Source organism: Mycobacterium sp. NGS16 (assembly GCF_059813225.1).
In genome coordinates, this window is the sequence record NZ_JCALEE010000001.1 from 359,356 (window position 1) to 374,283 (window position 14,928).

The 14,928-nt window shown below is 66.9% G+C and carries 14 protein-coding genes; 10 read left to right on the forward strand and 4 right to left on the reverse strand.

The window, feature by feature from the left end; genetic code table 11:
• The first annotated feature begins 11 nt into the window (after nucleotides 1-11).
• The 9 genes from AC5Y4Q_RS01760 to AC5Y4Q_RS01800 are packed head-to-tail and all read left to right on the forward strand — an operon-like array spanning nucleotide 12 to nucleotide 9,916.
• Nucleotides 12-836, forward strand: a complete 825-nt coding sequence (locus AC5Y4Q_RS01760) for an SDR family NAD(P)-dependent oxidoreductase (RefSeq protein WP_064922557.1) — start codon at nucleotides 12-14, stop codon at nucleotides 834-836.
• A gap of 17 nt (nucleotides 837-853) precedes the next feature.
• On the forward strand, nucleotides 854-1,537 hold the full coding sequence (locus tag AC5Y4Q_RS01765) for a TetR/AcrR family transcriptional regulator (protein ID WP_019736490.1): 684 nt from the start codon (nucleotides 854-856) through the stop codon (nucleotides 1,535-1,537).
• Nucleotides 1,534-1,731, forward strand: a complete 198-nt coding sequence (locus AC5Y4Q_RS01770) for a ferredoxin (protein WP_019736489.1) — start codon at nucleotides 1,534-1,536, stop codon at nucleotides 1,729-1,731. Before AC5Y4Q_RS01765 ends, AC5Y4Q_RS01770 begins: the two co-directional genes overlap by 4 nt.
• Nucleotides 1,732-1,752: 21 nt before the next feature.
• Nucleotides 1,753-2,973 carry a cytochrome P450 gene (locus AC5Y4Q_RS01775; protein ID WP_064922558.1) on the forward strand — a complete coding sequence of 407 codons (1,221 nt, stop codon included), beginning with the start codon at nucleotides 1,753-1,755 and terminating at the stop codon, nucleotides 2,971-2,973.
• A gap of 24 nt (nucleotides 2,974-2,997) precedes the next feature.
• Entirely contained in the window at nucleotides 2,998-4,170 is a 1,173-nt protein-coding gene (locus tag AC5Y4Q_RS01780; protein ID WP_064922559.1) for an amidohydrolase family protein, read from the forward strand.
• Nucleotides 4,170-5,420 carry a M24 family metallopeptidase gene (locus AC5Y4Q_RS01785; RefSeq protein WP_064922560.1) on the forward strand — a complete coding sequence of 417 codons (1,251 nt, stop codon included), beginning with the start codon at nucleotides 4,170-4,172 and terminating at the stop codon, nucleotides 5,418-5,420. Before AC5Y4Q_RS01780 ends, AC5Y4Q_RS01785 begins: the two co-directional genes overlap by 1 nt.
• A gap of 2 nt (nucleotides 5,421-5,422) precedes the next feature.
• Nucleotides 5,423-6,544, forward strand: a complete 1,122-nt coding sequence (locus AC5Y4Q_RS01790; protein ID WP_064922620.1) for a M24 family metallopeptidase — start codon at nucleotides 5,423-5,425, stop codon at nucleotides 6,542-6,544.
• 15 nt (nucleotides 6,545-6,559) lie between these two features.
• Nucleotides 6,560-7,525, forward strand: a complete 966-nt coding sequence (locus AC5Y4Q_RS01795) for an enoyl-CoA hydratase/isomerase family protein (RefSeq protein ID WP_064922561.1) — start codon at nucleotides 6,560-6,562, stop codon at nucleotides 7,523-7,525.
• A 3-nt stretch (nucleotides 7,526-7,528) separates the two neighbouring features.
• Nucleotides 7,529-9,916 (forward strand): CaiB/BaiF CoA transferase family protein, encoded by a 2,388-nt coding sequence (locus AC5Y4Q_RS01800; RefSeq protein WP_064922562.1) that lies wholly within the window; start codon nucleotides 7,529-7,531, stop codon nucleotides 9,914-9,916.
• A 28-nt stretch (nucleotides 9,917-9,944) separates the two neighbouring features.
• Here AC5Y4Q_RS01800 and AC5Y4Q_RS01805 read toward each other — a convergent pair whose 3' ends face one another.
• Genes AC5Y4Q_RS01805 through AC5Y4Q_RS01815 form a run of 3 tightly spaced genes read right to left on the reverse strand, consistent with a single transcriptional unit; the run spans nucleotide 9,945 to nucleotide 13,370 of the window.
• Nucleotides 9,945-10,784: a mycofactocin-coupled SDR family oxidoreductase gene (locus tag AC5Y4Q_RS01805; RefSeq protein WP_064922563.1), complete on the reverse strand. Its 840-nt coding sequence runs from the start codon at nucleotides 10,782-10,784 to the stop codon at nucleotides 9,945-9,947.
• A 56-nt stretch (nucleotides 10,785-10,840) separates the two neighbouring features.
• The gene (locus AC5Y4Q_RS01810) at nucleotides 10,841-12,046 is read right to left on the reverse strand and encodes a cytochrome P450 (protein WP_064922564.1); all 1,206 of its coding nucleotides are present in this window, start codon (nucleotides 12,044-12,046) and stop codon (nucleotides 10,841-10,843) included.
• Between the two features lie 25 nt (nucleotides 12,047-12,071).
• Nucleotides 12,072-13,370 (reverse strand): cytochrome P450, encoded by a 1,299-nt coding sequence (locus AC5Y4Q_RS01815; protein WP_064922565.1) that lies wholly within the window; start codon nucleotides 13,368-13,370, stop codon nucleotides 12,072-12,074.
• A 140-nt stretch (nucleotides 13,371-13,510) separates the two neighbouring features.
• Here AC5Y4Q_RS01815 and AC5Y4Q_RS01820 point away from each other — a divergent pair, with 140 nt between their 5' ends.
• Nucleotides 13,511-14,158: a TetR family transcriptional regulator gene (locus AC5Y4Q_RS01820; RefSeq protein WP_064922566.1), complete on the forward strand. Its 648-nt coding sequence runs from the start codon at nucleotides 13,511-13,513 to the stop codon at nucleotides 14,156-14,158.
• Here AC5Y4Q_RS01820 and AC5Y4Q_RS01825 read toward each other — a convergent pair.
• On the reverse strand, nucleotides 14,155-14,877 hold the full coding sequence (locus AC5Y4Q_RS01825) for an enoyl-CoA hydratase/isomerase family protein (protein ID WP_064922567.1): 723 nt from the start codon (nucleotides 14,875-14,877) through the stop codon (nucleotides 14,155-14,157). The two genes, AC5Y4Q_RS01820 and AC5Y4Q_RS01825, sit on opposite strands and share 4 nt — an antisense overlap.
• Nucleotides 14,878-14,928 lie beyond the last annotated feature (51 nt).

A 14,928-nucleotide genomic window follows, 5' to 3' on the forward strand; every position in this document is an offset into this window, starting at 1 on the left:
GAGGGTGGTCGATGGGCAACGAGCTGGCGGGCAAGACGGCGATCGTCACCGGGGGAGCATCGGGTCTCGGCCGCGGCATCGCGGAACGTTTTCTCGCCGAGGGGGCACGAGTGGTCATCGCCGATCTGGATCCCGAGCGCGGCGAGGCGCTCGCGGCGGAGCTCGGTGCCGAGGCGACGTTCCGGGCCGCCGATGTCGCCGACCCGCAACAGGTCGGCGCGCTGGTCGAGTTCGCCGTCGAAACGTTCGGCGGGCTGGACATCATGGTCAACAACGCCGGTGTCTCGGGAACCATGCACAACCGCTTCCTCGACGACGACCTGGCCGATTTCCATCGCATCATGGCGGTCAACGTGCTCGGCGTGATGGCCGGTACCCGCGATGCCGCCCGGCAGATGTCCAAAGCCGGCGGCGGGGCGATCATCAACTTGACCTCGATCGGCGGCATCCAGGCTGGCGGCGGGGTGATGACCTATCGCGCCTCCAAGGCCGCGGTCATCCAGTTCACCAAGTCTGCCGCAATCGAATTGGCGCACTATGACATCCGGGTCAATGCCATCGCCCCCGGCAACATCCCGACACCGTTCGTGGCGTCGTCGGCTGCGGCGAATCTGGACTCCGAGGCCGTCGCGCGCTATGAAGCGGCGATCCGCGAGACGATGCGCGCCGATCGGCCGCTGAAGCGCGAAGGCACCGCCGACGATGTCGCCGAAGCCGCGCTGTATCTCGCTGGTGAACGATCCCGCTATGTCACCGGCGTCGTGCTGCCGGTCGACGGTGGGACGGTCGCCGGTAAGGCGATTCGCCGCCGCGCGAAGCCGGCCGAGCCGAATTAAATCAATCGCTTGACTTAATGGCCGCCTCGCGGTTGACTGACCCGGTGACCACCGCTGATAGGGCTGTGCGGGCCGAACGGGCGAACTCCACCCGGGAAGCCATCTTGACCGCCGCCGAACGGCTGTTCGCCGAACATGGGGTGTTCGCGGTGTCCAACCGCCAGGTGAGCGAAGCCGCCGGCCAGGGCAACAACGCCGCGGTCGGCTACCACTTCGGCACCAAGACCGACCTCGTCCGCGAGATCGAACGCCGCCACCGCTTGCCCGTCGAGCGCCTGCGCGAAGAGATGGTGGCTGCGGCGGCCGATTCCACCGAATTGCGGGACTGGGTGTCGTGTCTGGTCCGACCGCTGACCGATCACCTTGCCGCGCTGGGCAATCCGACCTGGTACGCGCGATTCGCCGCACAGGTGATGGCAGATCCGGCCTACCACAACATCGTCGTCAAGGATGCGCTGAGTTCACCGTCGCTGGTCAAGGTGGTCGACGAGATCAGCCGTTGCCTCCCGGACCTGCCGGCCGACGTCCGGGCCGCCCGCAACGTGATGGCCCGCAACCTGCTGATGCACACCTGCGCCGACTGGGAACGCACGTTGGCCGCCGGCGGCAAAGCGCGAACCAACTGGCAACAAGCCAGCTCGAACCTCATCGACGCCATCGTCGGATTGTGGCGGGCCCCGGTTACCGGAGGTGCGGCGTGAAAGTCACCGCCGACCAGAACATCTGCGCCTCCTCGGGCCAGTGCGTCGGACTGGCCCCCCGGGTTTTCGACCAGCGCGACGAAGACGGCGTCGTGGTCGTGCTCGACGAGAACCCCCCGGAAGAACTCGCCGAAGCCGTTCGCCAAGCGGCCGCCGTCTGTCCGTCCCGAGCCATCACAGTCGTTGAGGAGTAAAGCGTGACCGACGCATCCACTATGGCGGCCACCGCAACGCCGGAGTACCCGATGAGCAGGGACGGCCGGTGTCCGTTCGCCCCGCCGCCGGAGACCATGGCGCTGGCCGCCGAGCGGCCGCTGAGCCGGGTGCGGATCTGGGACGGCAGCACCCCCTGGCTGGTCACCGGATACGAAGCGGTGCGGGCGTTGTTCTCCGATCCGCGGGTCAGCGTCGATGATCACCAGCCCGGCTTCCCGCACTGGAACGAGATGATGCGCGCCAGCGTCGATCACCGCCCCAAGTCGGTGTTCACCACCGACGGCGCCGAGCACATCCGCTACCGGCGGATCCTGTCCCCGGCCCTGACCATGAAACGTGTCGAGGCGCTGACCCCGGTCGCGCAACGGATCACCGACGAACACCTCGACGCGATCCTGGCCGGCCCGCAACCGGCCGACCTGATCGAAGGATTCGCGCTGCCGATTCCGTCTCTGGTGATCAGCGAACTGCTCGGCGTTCCGTATGAGGACCACGCGTTCTTCCAGCAGCACGCCACCATGGGCGTGGACCGCAACGCCACCTCCGACGACCTCGCCGAGGGCGCCAGCGAACTGTCGAAGTACCTGGTCCGGCTACTGGAGACCAGGATGGCCGAGCCGGCCGACGACATGGTCTCCGCGCTGGGCCAGCGAGTGCAAAACGGGGAGCTGTCGATACGCGAGGCCACCCAACTCGGCACCGGGATGCTGATCGCCGGCCACGAGACCACCGCGAACATGATCGGCCTGGGCATCGTGGCGCTGCTGCACGAGCCTGACAAGATCGCCGAGAAGACCGCGGTGTTCCGCGCCGACGACGATGCCGCGATCGCCAACGCCGTCGAGGAATTGTTGCGCTACCTGTCGATCATCCACACCGGCCAGCGCCGGGTTGCGCTGGACGATATCGAGATCGCCGGTGAGACGATCCGGGCCGGCGAGGGCATCATCATCGACCTGGCGCCGGCCAACTGGGACGCGTCGGTCTTCCCGGAGCCAGAGGTGCTGGACCTGTTCCGGCCGGCCCGCCAGCACATGGCGTTCGGATTCGGGCCGCACCAGTGCGTCGGGCAGCAGCTGGCCCGCGCCGAGATGGTGATCGCCTTCCGCACCCTGTTCCGGCGCATCCCGACGCTGAAACTGGCGGTGGGCATCGACGAGATCCCGTTCAAAAACGACCGACTCGCCTATGGCGTCTACGAGCTCCCGGTCACCTGGTAACCCGCCCGATTGGAGTGGATCGACATGTCAACGAGCGCAACGCGAACCGCTGAGTTCTATCCGCCGGGCGGATACGGTGCACCCAAGGATCGTCGCGGCCAAGCCCGCCGTGACGTCGGCCTGCCCCCAGGAACTGAGGTGTTCTCCGCCGACAACCACATCTCACTGGCCGACGACATCTTTTATCAGAAGTTCCCCGAGGAGCTGCGCGACAAGGCGCCGCGGATCTGGTACGAAGACGGCGCATACATGGTCGGGCGCAAGGGGCAGACCTTTTTGCCGGGTGACTTCTCGGCGGTGCTGATGCAGTACGACGACCTGGCCGGCGCCGCCAGCAGCAACATCGAGGCCCGCATCCAGGAATTGGCCACCGACGGCGTCGACAAGGAATTGGCGTTTCCGAACGCTGTACTGGCATTGTTTCATTTCCCCGACAAAGAGCTGCGCGAGCGAGTATTCCGCATCTACAACGAGCACATGGCCGAGCTGCAGGAGCGGTCGAATGGCCACTTCTACGGGGTGGGCCTGATCAACTGGTGGGATCCGGCCGGCACTCGCCGCACCCTGGCCGAGCTGAAATCCCTGGGACTCAAGACCTTCCTGTTGCCGCTCAACCCCGGCAAAGACGACGACGGCGGGGTGATCGACTACTCCAGCACCGCGATGCGCCCGGTGTGGGACGAGATCGAGGCCGCCGGGCTGCCGGTGACCCACCACATCGGCGAGACGCCGCCGAAAACCCCGTGTGAGGTCAACAGCGTCGTCGTGGGCATGATGATCAATGTCGACTCGTTCCGGGAGATGTTCTCCAAGTACATCTTCGGCGGCATCCTCGACCACAACCCGGGCCTGCGGGTCGGCTGGTTCGAAGGTGGCATCGCCTGGGTGCCGTCGGCGCTGCAGGACGCCGAACACCTGCTCGCCTCCTACCAGCACATGTTCAACCACCAGCTACAGCATCCGATCCAGCACTACTGGGACACCAACATGAGCGCATCGTTCATGGTCGATCCGCTGGGTCTGCGGCTGATCGACCGGATCGGGGTGGACAAGGTGATGTGGTCGTCGGACTACCCGCACAACGAGAGCACTTTCGGCTATTCGGAGAAGTCGTTGGCCCATGTCGTCGAAGCACTCGGACCGCAGGATGCGGCGAAAGTGGTGAGCGGCAATATCAAAGCGTTCCTGGGGGTGTGATGGGTGCGTTGGCCTCGGTGTCGCAAGCCGCCGGCAGCATCGCGATCCCCGACGTCGTCGACCGGGCGAGGCTGCGCCGGGAAACCGGCACCCGGCTCCGCGCGGCGATGGCGGACCGGGGCGTCGACGCCCTGGTCCTGCTGGGCAACAATGCCGTCACCTACGCCACCGGGACCAGTTGGCGCCTCGGTGATGCCGGGTTGTCCCACGTCGAGCGGCCGGTGGCCGTCGTGCTGGCCGACGACGAATGGCCGCATCTGTTTCTGCCGTTCCGGGAAGGTGCATCCGGGGAGTCCGACCTGCCCGCCGATCATGTGCACGGTCCGGTTTATCTCGAATTCGACGAAGGCGTAGAGCATTTCGCCCGGGTGCTCGGCGAGTTGATTCCCGGCAACGCGGTGGTCGGCATCGACGAGTACACCGGTGCGATGCGCCGCGCCCAGCAGCTGCTGTTTCCCGGCGGCCGGCCGGTGGATGCGGCGCAGGTGGTCAGTGCGGCCAAGGTGATCAAGACCCCCGATGAGCTGGCCTGCATCCGTACCGCGTGCCGGATCACCGATGAGGCCATGGTCGACGTGCAGGCGGCGCTGGCGCCCGGTATCCGCCAGATGGATCTGTCGGCCCAATTCCTGCGGCACGCATTCGAATTAGGTGCCAGCGCCAGCATGTTGGAGCCGATCTGGCAGGTGATGCCCGACAGCAGGGCCTCTGGGGTGTGGACCACCCACGGTGACCTGGCGCTACCGCTGCTGACCACCGAGCGCGAGCTGACGGCCGGTGACGTGCTGTGGACCGACGTGTCGATAACCTACGGGGGATACTGCTCGGACTTCGGTCGGACTTGGGTCACCGGCGCCGATCCGACACCTCGGCAGCAGGCGCAGTACCGGCGCTGGCGGGAGATCCTCGACGCCGTGCGCGGGGTGCTGCGGGCCGGGGTGACCTCCGGCGATCTGGCCCGCGCGGCCATCGCCGCGAACGGCGATGGCACCCGGCCCTGGCTGCCGCACTTCTACCTCGGCCACGGTATCGGCGTGAACGCCGCCGAGATGCCGATGATCGGCACCGACTTGGGCGATGAGTTCGACAACAACTTCGTGTTCGAGCCGGGCATGGTCCTGGTGCTCGAGCCGGTGGTGTGGGAGGACGGCACCGGCGGGTACCGGGGTGAAGAGGTGGTCGTCGTCACCGAGGACGGCTGGATCTCGTTGAGCGACTACCCCTATGCCCCCTATGGCGAAGGATCATGACGATGACGACTGAGGTTCTGCCGGACCGCCTCGCACTGCGCGGTGGGCGCCGTGAGCGGGCGCTGGCGCAGATGGAAGCCCACGATCTCGACGTACTGGTGCTGGGCCGGCAGGCCAATGTCCGTTATGTCACCGGGGCGCCGCAGCTATGGGTGGCGGGCACCCGCCCGTTCGGCCCCACCTGTGTGCTGGTGCGCGAAACCGGTGCCATCCATCTGCTCAGTACCTGGGATGAGGGGATTCCGGAGGACATCCCGCACGACAATCTGTACGGGATCTCCTGGAATCCGACCAACACCATTGCGGCGCTGGCGCGTATCGAAGGAGCCGGCACCGCGCGGCGGGTCGGAACCGACGCCATGTCACCTTTGTTCGCCCAGCTGCTGCCGATGGCGTTTCCCAACGCGGACTTGGTCGATGGCGAGCTGGCCATGCGGGCGGCCCGGGCGATCAAGACCGCTGAGGAAGTGGCGGCGCTGCGGTCCTCGGTCGCGGTGGCCGAGTCGGCGCTGGCGGCGGCGGTGGGCGCCCTGCAAGACGGCGTCAGCGAACAGACGTTGACCGGGGTGCTGATGGAGGCGATGACAGCAGGTGGGGTCAGCACCCCGGCCAACCAGGACGTTGCCTGGGTGACCTCGCGGGAACACCCGTGGCGGCGCGCGGTCGGCGACGGGCGGGTGCACACCGGTGACCTGGTGGCGTTCTCGGCGGGCGTGCTGGCCGGCGGCTACGTCGCCGAAGTGGGACGCACCTACCCGGTCGGTACTGTTCCCGGCGCCGCTGGGCTGTACCAGCGATGGGACACGTTGTGGGAGAGGCTGGCTGGTGCCTGCCGGCCCGGCGCGACGTGCAGTGAATTGCTGTCCGCCTACGCCGACGCCGGCGAACCCCTGCCGCCGGTGCCGGTAGCTCACGGCCTGGGACTGGGATTCGATCCGCCGGTGGTGTCGCCTCAGCTTCGCAACACCGCCGCCGCCGAGCGGCTGGAGCCCGGGATGGTGCTATCGGTCACCGGTTATGTGTTCGAGCCCGGCGTGGGCGCGGTCTTCGGGCGGGAGGCGGTGCTGATCACCGACGGTGGCCACGAAGTCTTGACCACCAGCCCGTTCGCCACCGGTTGCTGAAGGAGCAGATCGCCAATGTCTGGCACACCAGGTTCATCGCCACGGCCTTCCGCCGACGAGATCATCCGCTACCACAAGGACCCGGCCACCAAGATCGCCACGATCACCTTCGACCGGCCGGAATACCTCAACGCGCCCACGTCGGCGGCACGATTGCGCTACGCGGACCTGCTGCGCGGGGCCAGCGTCGACAACGACGTCAAGGTGGTGGTGATCCGCGGTGTCGGCGATAACCTGGGCAGCGGAGCTGACCTGCCGGAGTTCATGGAAGGTGTTGACGAGCCCGAAAAGCGCTTGGCGGAACTGCGTTTGGAAGGCATGGATGTCACCTATCCGCCCCAGGGCACCTTCCGCAACGGCGCCACCATCAGTGCCTGGTATGCCAACGTGCAGGCCGGTAACCGGCCGCTGCAGGAGCTGAAGAAGATCAGCATCGTGGAAGCCAAGGGGTACTGCTATGGCTGGCACTTCTACCAGGCCGCCGACGCCGATCTGGTGATCTCGTCCGACGATGCGCTGTTCGGCCACCCGTCGTTCCGCTACTACGGCTGGGGGCCACGGATGTGGACCTGGGTGCAGATGATGGGGCTGCGCAAGTTCTCCGAAATGGTTTTCACCGGACGCCCTTTCACCGCCGCGGACATGGAGAAGTGCAACTTCCTCAACAAGGTGGTGCCCCGCGATGAGCTCGAAGCCGAGGTCGACAAGTACGCGCTGGCCTGCGCGCGTAACCGCCCGGTCGACACGGTGTTCATGCAGAAGATGTTCTTCGAGGTGTACAAGCAGCATCAGGGCGAGTACATGGGCAGCCTGTTGTCGGCGTTCTTCGAGTCGATGGGCTCGGGGGTGGCACCGGACTCCGACGACCTGATGCTCGACGACGCCATCGATTCCGGGCTGTCCGGCGCGGTCAAGGACAACGATGCGAGGTTCCCGCCCGATTTCCGGCTGAGCAAGTCCAGCCGCGACGAGGACAACTAGCCCGTGCTGCCGCTGGACGGTTTCACCGTCGTCGATGTGTCCACCGGAATCGCCGGCGCCTACTGCACCAAGTTGCTGTCCGACGGCGGCGCTGAGGTCATCAAAGTCGAGCCGCCACAGGGGGATCCCCTGCGGTACTGGTCGGCATCCGGGGCCGCCACCGGCGCGGATGGCGCATTGTTCAGCTTCTTGGCCGGCGGCAAACACAGTGTCGTCACCGATCCAGCCGACTCCGACGACGATTTCGTCGGCGCCCTGCTGGCCGGGGCGGATGCGGTGGTGTGGTCACGCGGCTCGGCGGTGGCCGAACGCTTCGCCCCCGAACGGATGCGCCGCGACCACCCGCACCTGATCGTCACCGCGATCACCCCGTTCGGGCTCGACGGGCCGTGGCGCGACCGTGCCGCCACCGAGTTCACCCTGCAGGCCTGGTCGGGCGGGATCTTCGGGATCGGCCGCGGATCACCCGACCTGCCTCCGGCTTTCGTCGGCGGACAAGTCGGCGAGTACCTCGCCGGCGCGTACGCGAGCGCGATGACACTGGCCTCGTGGTACGCGCGACGCAACGGCGCGGTCGGGGATCTACTGGACCTGTCGATGCTGGAGACTCAGATCCTGGGTCTGACCTACTACCCGGTCAGCTACTTCGAGATGCTCGGCCGGCCTTGGCGCGACGCCCGCAAGGTCACGGTCCCCGGAATCGCCAGCGCCAAAGACGGTCTTGTCGACGTCGGGTGCGGCACCGCTCAGCAGTGGTTCGATCTGTGCGCGATGACCGGACACCCAGAGTGGATCGACGAGGACTCGCCGCTGTCGATCACCCAGCAGGCCAACGAGAAGGCCGAGGCGATCTACGCCTGGGTGAAAGAGCAGACGGTCGAGGAGATCCGCGACCTGGCCACTGCGTTCCGGATCCCGAACGCCCCGGTTGCCAACGGCGCCAATGTCACCGAGCTCGACCACTTCCAGTACCGCAGCTCTTTCGTCACCAACCCCCGCGACGGCTTCACCCAGCCGGGCCATCCCTACCGGCTGACCCCCGCCTCGCTTCGCCCGCCGCAGCCCGCACCACGTCTCGGTGAACACACCGAGGCCTACCAGATGTCGGTGATGCCGGCCCGCCCGGCGCCGGCTCAGGACCGGCCGGAAGTCCTGCCGTTCAGCGGCCTACGGGTGCTCGACCTGACCACGTTCTGGGCCGGCCCGAGCTGCACGCATCCGCTGGGGATGCTCGGCGCCGACGTCATCCATGTGGAGTCGACCCGCAGACCGGATGGAACCCGCTTGATCGCCGGGATCCCGGTCAGCGAACCGCAATGGTGGGAACGCTCGCCGATCTTTTCGGCGCTGAACACCAACAAAAGGGGCCTCACCGTCGACCTGCAGCACGAGGCGGGCCGCGAGGTGCTGCGGAAGCTGATCGCGACCGCCGACGTGATCGTGGAGAACTTCACCCCGCGGGTCCTCGAGCAGATCGGGTTGGACTTCGACACCGTCCGTGCGGTGCAACCCACTGCAATCATGCTGCGAATGCCCGGTTTCGGGCTGGACGGTCCCTGGCGAGACAACCCGGCGTTCGCCTATGTCATCGAGGCCGCATCCGGGGTGAGCTGGCTGACCGGTTTCCCCGAACGCAACCCCTACGAGCCGTACTCGATCGGTGACCCGAACGCCGGAGTCCACGCGCTCAACGCGCTGCTGCTGGCCCTGGAACACCGCAACCGCACCGGGCAGGGTGTGTTGGTGGAAGCGGCGATGGTCGATGCCGCACTCAACATCGCCGCCGAGCAGGTGATCGAATATTCGGCCTACGGAGCGCTGCTGCAACGCGACGGCAACCGCGGGCCGACTGCCGCCCCGCAAAACCTCTACCGCACCGCCGATATCGACGAATTCGGCCGGCTGGACTGCTGGGTGGCGATTGCGATCGCGACCGACGGACAGTGGGAGGCGCTCCGCGACGCGCTGGGCCGACCGGGCTGGGCGATGCAGCCGGAGCTGGCGAGTGTCGCCGGGCGCCGCGCCCAGCACGACCTCATCGACGTCCACCTCGGTGCCTGGTGCGCCGAACGCGGGGGTGACGAGATCGTCGAACTGCTGTGGCCCCTAGGGGTCCCGGTGGCCAAGGCGGTGCAGCCGCACCGGCAGGCCGAGTTGCCGCAGCTGTGCTACCGGGGTTTCTTCGAAGTGGTCACTCATCCGGTCAACCCGGCGGTGCGGCACAGCACCCTGCCAGTGCGGTCGACACACGGGCCCAATCGATTCCATCGCCGGCCGGCTCCGTTGCTCGGCGAGCACAACCACGAATTGCTGTGCGAGCTGGGCCTGTCCGACGCCGAGATCGCGGCGCTGGAGGCGCACGGCGTGATCGGCAGCGCACCTACTCGTTGAGTCAGCGCCCAGGGCGGGCCTGCTCGCGCTACTTCAGGCAGCTTCCGGCATCGACCGGCAGCGTGACGCCGGTGACGTACCGCGCCTCGTCAGAGGCCAGGAACAGCACAGCGTTGCTGATGTCCACCGCATCCACCCACGGAATCGGCAGGGTGTGGAACATCTGGCAGATCGGGGCCATGTCGTCGGGACCCGGGTTCTCCAGGTCGGGGCGGAACATCTTCCAGGTGCCCTCGTTCATGATCATTCCGGTGCTGACATGGGTGGGGTGCACCGTGTTGACCCGGATCATGTGCTGGCCCAACTCGACGGCGAACGAGCGCATCAGGCCCACCACGCCGTGCTTGGCGGCGACGTAGTTGCCGCAGTGCGGATAGGCCTTCAACCCGCCGACCGAGCTGGTCAGGATGATCGAACCACCCTTGCCTCCAGAAATCAGGTGCGGCACACCGGCTTTGACCGTCTTCCACACGCCCGACAGGTTGATGTCGATCATCTCCTGCCAGTCGTGTTCGCTGCACTGGTCCAGGGTGTCGCCACCGTTGCCGATGCCGGCGTTGGCGACGATGATGTCCAGGCCGCCCAGCTCCTCGACTCCGGCGTCCACTGCCGCCTTGAGCCCATCGAAGTCGCGCACGTCGACTTGCGCGGTGAAAATCCGGCGGTTGCGCGCCTTGACCAGATCGGCGGTCTCGGCCAGTTCCTCCGGGGTGGCCGGGGGAATGGGCGAGTTCTCGACGATCGGCTTACAGACATCGATCGCGATGATGTCGGCGCCCTCCTCGGCCAACCGGACCGCGTGGCTGCGGCCCTGACCGTGAGCCGCCCCGGTGATGAATGCGACCTTGCCTTCAACACGTCCAGCCATGGAAACCTCACTTCTTTCAATTACCGGAAAACCTTGGGGTACATAGGGGGATCAACTCACGGAATGATCGCCGGCATGGAGACCCAGCCCCGCACCGTCGACGTCGGGGAGATCTGCGTCGCCGACAGATCGACCTCCCACTCGGGGAAGCGCTTCAGGATCTCCTCGAGGGCGATCCGCGCCTCCAACCGGGCCAGCGCGTTGCCGACACAGAAATGGGTGCCGTGGCCGAAGCCCAGGTGCGGCCGGCGTTCCCGGTGGATGTCGAACACGTCGCCGTCCGGCGGGAACCGGCGGTGGTCCCGATTGGCGGCACCGATCAGCAGCAGCATCGCCGAGCCTTCCGGCACGGTCTGGCCGTAGTACTCCACGTCGCGGGTGACGTAACGGGCTGCGTGTGGTGCCGGCGGCTCGAAGCGGACCAGCTCCTCGACCGCCCGCGGGATCAGGGCCGGGTTGGCCGCCATCTCCGCCCGCTGGTCGGGGTGCTCGGCCAGCACCTTGCCGCTCCAGCCGATCAACCGGGTGGTGGTCTCACTGCCCGCGGTCGCCAGCACGGTGAGAAACAGGTGCAGTTCCTCCCGACCCATCTTCCGCCGGGTGCCGGTCTCGTCCTCGAACTCAGCGTTCATCAGCTCGGTGATCAGGTCGTCGGAGGGATGCTTCGCCCGCCAGTCGATGTAGTCGGCGAACACGTCGCCGGTGGCGATCGGCCCGTCGGGGTTGTCGGTCATCTTCTGACCGGGCGCGGTGCGAATGGTGGCATCGCCGTGCTCGGTGACGCGCTTCTGGTCGTCTTCGGGGATACCCAGCAGCATCCCGATCACCCGCATCGGCATCTGGGCCCCGAGGTCGTTGACGAAGTCGAACCGCCCGGTGCCCACCAGCGGGTCCAGGCAGCGCGCACAGTACTCCCGGATCTGCGATTCCAGCGCGTTCATCCGGCGTGGGCTGAACATCCCCGACATCAGGTTGCGGTGGATGTCGTGGATCGGCGGGTCCTCGAATATCAGGATCCCCGGCGGAATCTGCATGCCGGACTTGATGATCTCCAGAACGGCGCCCTTGGCCGAGCTGAACGTCTGGTAGTCGGCGAACGCGGCGTGCACGTCATCGAACCGGCTCAACGCGTAGAAGTCGTGCTCTTCGTTGTAGTACAGCGGCGCCTCTTCGCGCAGCCGGCGAAACATCGGGTACGGATCGTTGTTGAGTTCGACGTTGTACGGGTCGTAGTGCGCTGCGCTGGTGGTTGTCACCGTCATGGTTATCCGTCCTTGGTCGCTGCGGTCAGAGGCCGGCGGGGACGGGAGCCGTTACCGGGGTGAATTCCAGGTGCAGTTCGGTCAGGCCGCGCAGGATGAACGTCGGCTCGAAGGTGAATCGGCGATCACCGGCCGGGCCGTGCTGCGACTCGTCGAGCCGGATGTCAGTCATCCGGTCCAAGATGCGTTCCAGCGAGATCCGGCTCTCGGCGCGGGCCAGGGGAGAGCCCGGACAGGTGTGGCTGCCGCGGGCGAACGCCAGGTGCTCACGCACATTGGGCCGGTCGATGCGGAACTCGTGCGGGTTGTCGAACTTGCGGGGATCGCGGTTGATCGCCCCGGGGAACACCACCACGACGGTGCCGGCCTTCAGCTCGACCCCGCCCAGGGTGGTGGTCTTGCGCACCAGTCGGGGGTCGGTCTTGACCGGGCTTTCCATCCGCAGGGTCTCTTCGAGGAAGTTCGGGATCTTGCTGCGGTCCGCGCGCAACTGGTCCACCAGGGCGGGGTCCTCGGCCAGGAACCGCAACGCCGCGCTGAGGAGCTTGGTGGTGGTCTCCTGCCCGGCGGCGAACAGGAAGGTGGCGCTTTTGACCACGTCGGCGATCTCGGGGATCGACCCGTCCTCGTAGGTGGCGGTGGCCAGGTCGGTCAGCACGTCACCGCGCGGCGTCTCGCGGCGGTCGGACAGGTAACGGCTGAACTTGTCGTCCAGCCAAGCCAGCGGGTCGTGGGCCAGTTCTTCGTGATCGAGCGCGCCGATGCGCGCACCAGGCTGCGGCGCGCCCAGCACCTCTTGGAACACCGGCCGATCTTCGTCGGGGACACCGAGCAGGTCGGCGATCACCAGCAGCGCAAAAGGCCTGGCGTAGGAGGTCAGGAATTCGCAGCTGCCGCTGTCGATGAAGTAGTCCAGCTGGCGATCGGCCAACTGCCACATGAAGTCCTGGTTCTCCTTGAGCCGCTTGGGGGTGAGCAGCCGGCTCAGCAACGACCGGGCCTTGGTGTGCGTCGGCGGGTCCATGGTGACCATGTGCTCGCACATCGGCATCAGGTGGCGGTGCGCCTCGATCTGCTCGCTGATGTCGTCGCCCTCGGGGGTGAACGGCAGCGGCGGGAACGGTCCGCCGACCGCGACCAGGTTGGAGTAGGTGTCGGAGTCGCGGTAGATCTCGTTCGCTTCTTCATGACCGGTCACCGCGACCACGCCGTAGACGTTCAGCGGGGTGACCGGGCTCTGGGCCCGCAAGTAATCGAAGTACGGGTGCGGGTCGGGAATCAAAGACTGGTCGGTGAAGAAGTCGATGGTGTCGAAGTCGGTCAACGTGGACCTCTCTGCAGAATGGGCTGACAGGTGCTGAGCATCTGCTTAGCATGGGTGGGACCGGGGGTCAAGGGTTGGCGCGGCATTACTATGGCCGCCGGACATGTAAAGGTGGATGACGACGATGCGGAGCGCACGGTATGGCCGAATCGGCTAAGGGGCAGCGCAGAATTGGCGCCCCGGATGCGAAGAACCGGACCCTGCTGCTCGATGCCGCAGAACAGCTGTTGCTGACCGCCGGTCACGGCGCGGTGAGCTCCCGCCGGGTGGCCGAGCAGGCCGGCCTCAAACACCAACTCGTGCACTACTACTTCCGGACCATGGACGACCTGTTCCTGTCGATGTTCCGCCGACGTGGCGACCAGGGGCTGATCGAACAGGCCGCGGCACTCGCGTCGCCGCAGCCGTTGTGGGCGCTGTGGCGATTCAACACCGACTCGGCATGGACGGCGCTGACGATGCAGTTCATCGCGCTGGCCAACCAGCGTGAGGCCCTGCGGGCGGAGATCGCGACCTACGCCGAGCGGCTTCGCGCCGAACAGATCGACGCGGTGGCCGGGCTGCTGGCGCGCTACGGCATCGACGCCGAGGAGTTTCCCGCGACGGTGCTGATGGTGCTGATGACCAGCGCGTCGCGGATGCTGATCATCGAGCACGAGGCGCTGGGCATGACCCTCGGCCACGCCGAGACGGTGGAGTTCGTCGAGCGCTGGCTGCACCGTCTCGAGGGCGAACCGGGAGCCCCGCGGACCGGCGTCGCGGTGTCGTCGGGGCACGCGCCGCACTAGCGTTGCGCCCGGTTCTGCTGCAGCCGATCGGCGGCCGCCCAGTGCTCGTCGGCGACCCACAGCCGAGCGAACGCCGCCACCGCCTCGTCGGCCGACGCTCCGGCGAGCACCCGCTTGATCTCACCGGCCGACGGATTGGCCAACGACCGTGCCAGCCCGCGCCATTCGGCCTCAAACGACTCCCGGGGCACCACCCGGTTCACCAGCCCGATCCGTTCGGCCGCTGCGGCGTCGAGCATGGTTCCGGTGCCGGCCAGCAACAGCGCCTGACTGTGGCCGACCAGTGCGGCAAGCCGCTCGGCGCCGCCCCAGGCCGGCATGATCGCCAGCGAAACCTGGTTGAAGGCGATCTTGACGTCGGCGGCGGCGATCCGGATATCGGCGGCAACCGCCACCTCGGCCCCGCCGCCGAGTGCGTGGCCGTTCAGCGCCGCGATCACCGGTGCCGGGAAAGCCGCGATCCGGTCGCACAACAAGCGCATCCGCCACGCCATGACTTGCGCCTCGGGCTCGGTTCGGATGGCCGCGAGTTGCTTGAGATCACCGCCGGAGACGAAGGCGCGGTCGCCGCCGCCGGTGATGACCAGCGCCCGTGCCGCGGCTACTGCGTCAAGCGCACGATCCAGCTGATCCATCGTCTCCGGCGCGATCGCGTTGCGTGCCTGGGGACGATCGATCGTGATGACCGCCAATCCTTCATCCAGCTCGACATCAACCATGACTCTCCAATGAAGATATTGGCATTCTCGGATTAGGAGAATAACATCACG

What these genes read in the sequence shown, in the direction of transcription:
- AC5Y4Q_RS01780 (WP_064922559.1), top strand. Translation starts at nt 2,998, where the DNA reads ATGTCAACGAGCGCAACGCGAACCGCTGAGTTCTATCCGCCGGGCGGA.
- AC5Y4Q_RS01785 (WP_064922560.1), top strand. Translation starts at nt 4,170, where the DNA reads ATGGGTGCGTTGGCCTCGGTGTCGCAAGCCGCCGGCAGCATCGCGATC.
- AC5Y4Q_RS01820 (WP_064922566.1), top strand. Translation starts at nt 13,511, where the DNA reads ATGGCCGAATCGGCTAAGGGGCAGCGCAGAATTGGCGCCCCGGATGCG.
- AC5Y4Q_RS01765 (WP_019736490.1), top strand. Translation starts at nt 854, where the DNA reads ATGGCCGCCTCGCGGTTGACTGACCCGGTGACCACCGCTGATAGGGCT.
- AC5Y4Q_RS01760 (WP_064922557.1), top strand. Translation starts at nt 12, where the DNA reads ATGGGCAACGAGCTGGCGGGCAAGACGGCGATCGTCACCGGGGGAGCA.
- AC5Y4Q_RS01810 (WP_064922564.1), bottom strand. Translation starts at nt 12,046, where the DNA reads ATGACGGTGACAACCACCAGCGCAGCGCACTACGACCCGTACAACGTC.
- AC5Y4Q_RS01805 (WP_064922563.1), bottom strand. Translation starts at nt 10,784, where the DNA reads ATGGCTGGACGTGTTGAAGGCAAGGTCGCATTCATCACCGGGGCGGCT.
- AC5Y4Q_RS01795 (WP_064922561.1), top strand. Translation starts at nt 6,560, where the DNA reads ATGTCTGGCACACCAGGTTCATCGCCACGGCCTTCCGCCGACGAGATC.
- AC5Y4Q_RS01790 (WP_064922620.1), top strand. Translation starts at nt 5,423, where the DNA reads ATGACGACTGAGGTTCTGCCGGACCGCCTCGCACTGCGCGGTGGGCGC.
- AC5Y4Q_RS01775 (WP_064922558.1), top strand. Translation starts at nt 1,753, where the DNA reads ATGGCGGCCACCGCAACGCCGGAGTACCCGATGAGCAGGGACGGCCGG.
- AC5Y4Q_RS01825 (WP_064922567.1), bottom strand. Translation starts at nt 14,877, where the DNA reads ATGGTTGATGTCGAGCTGGATGAAGGATTGGCGGTCATCACGATCGAT.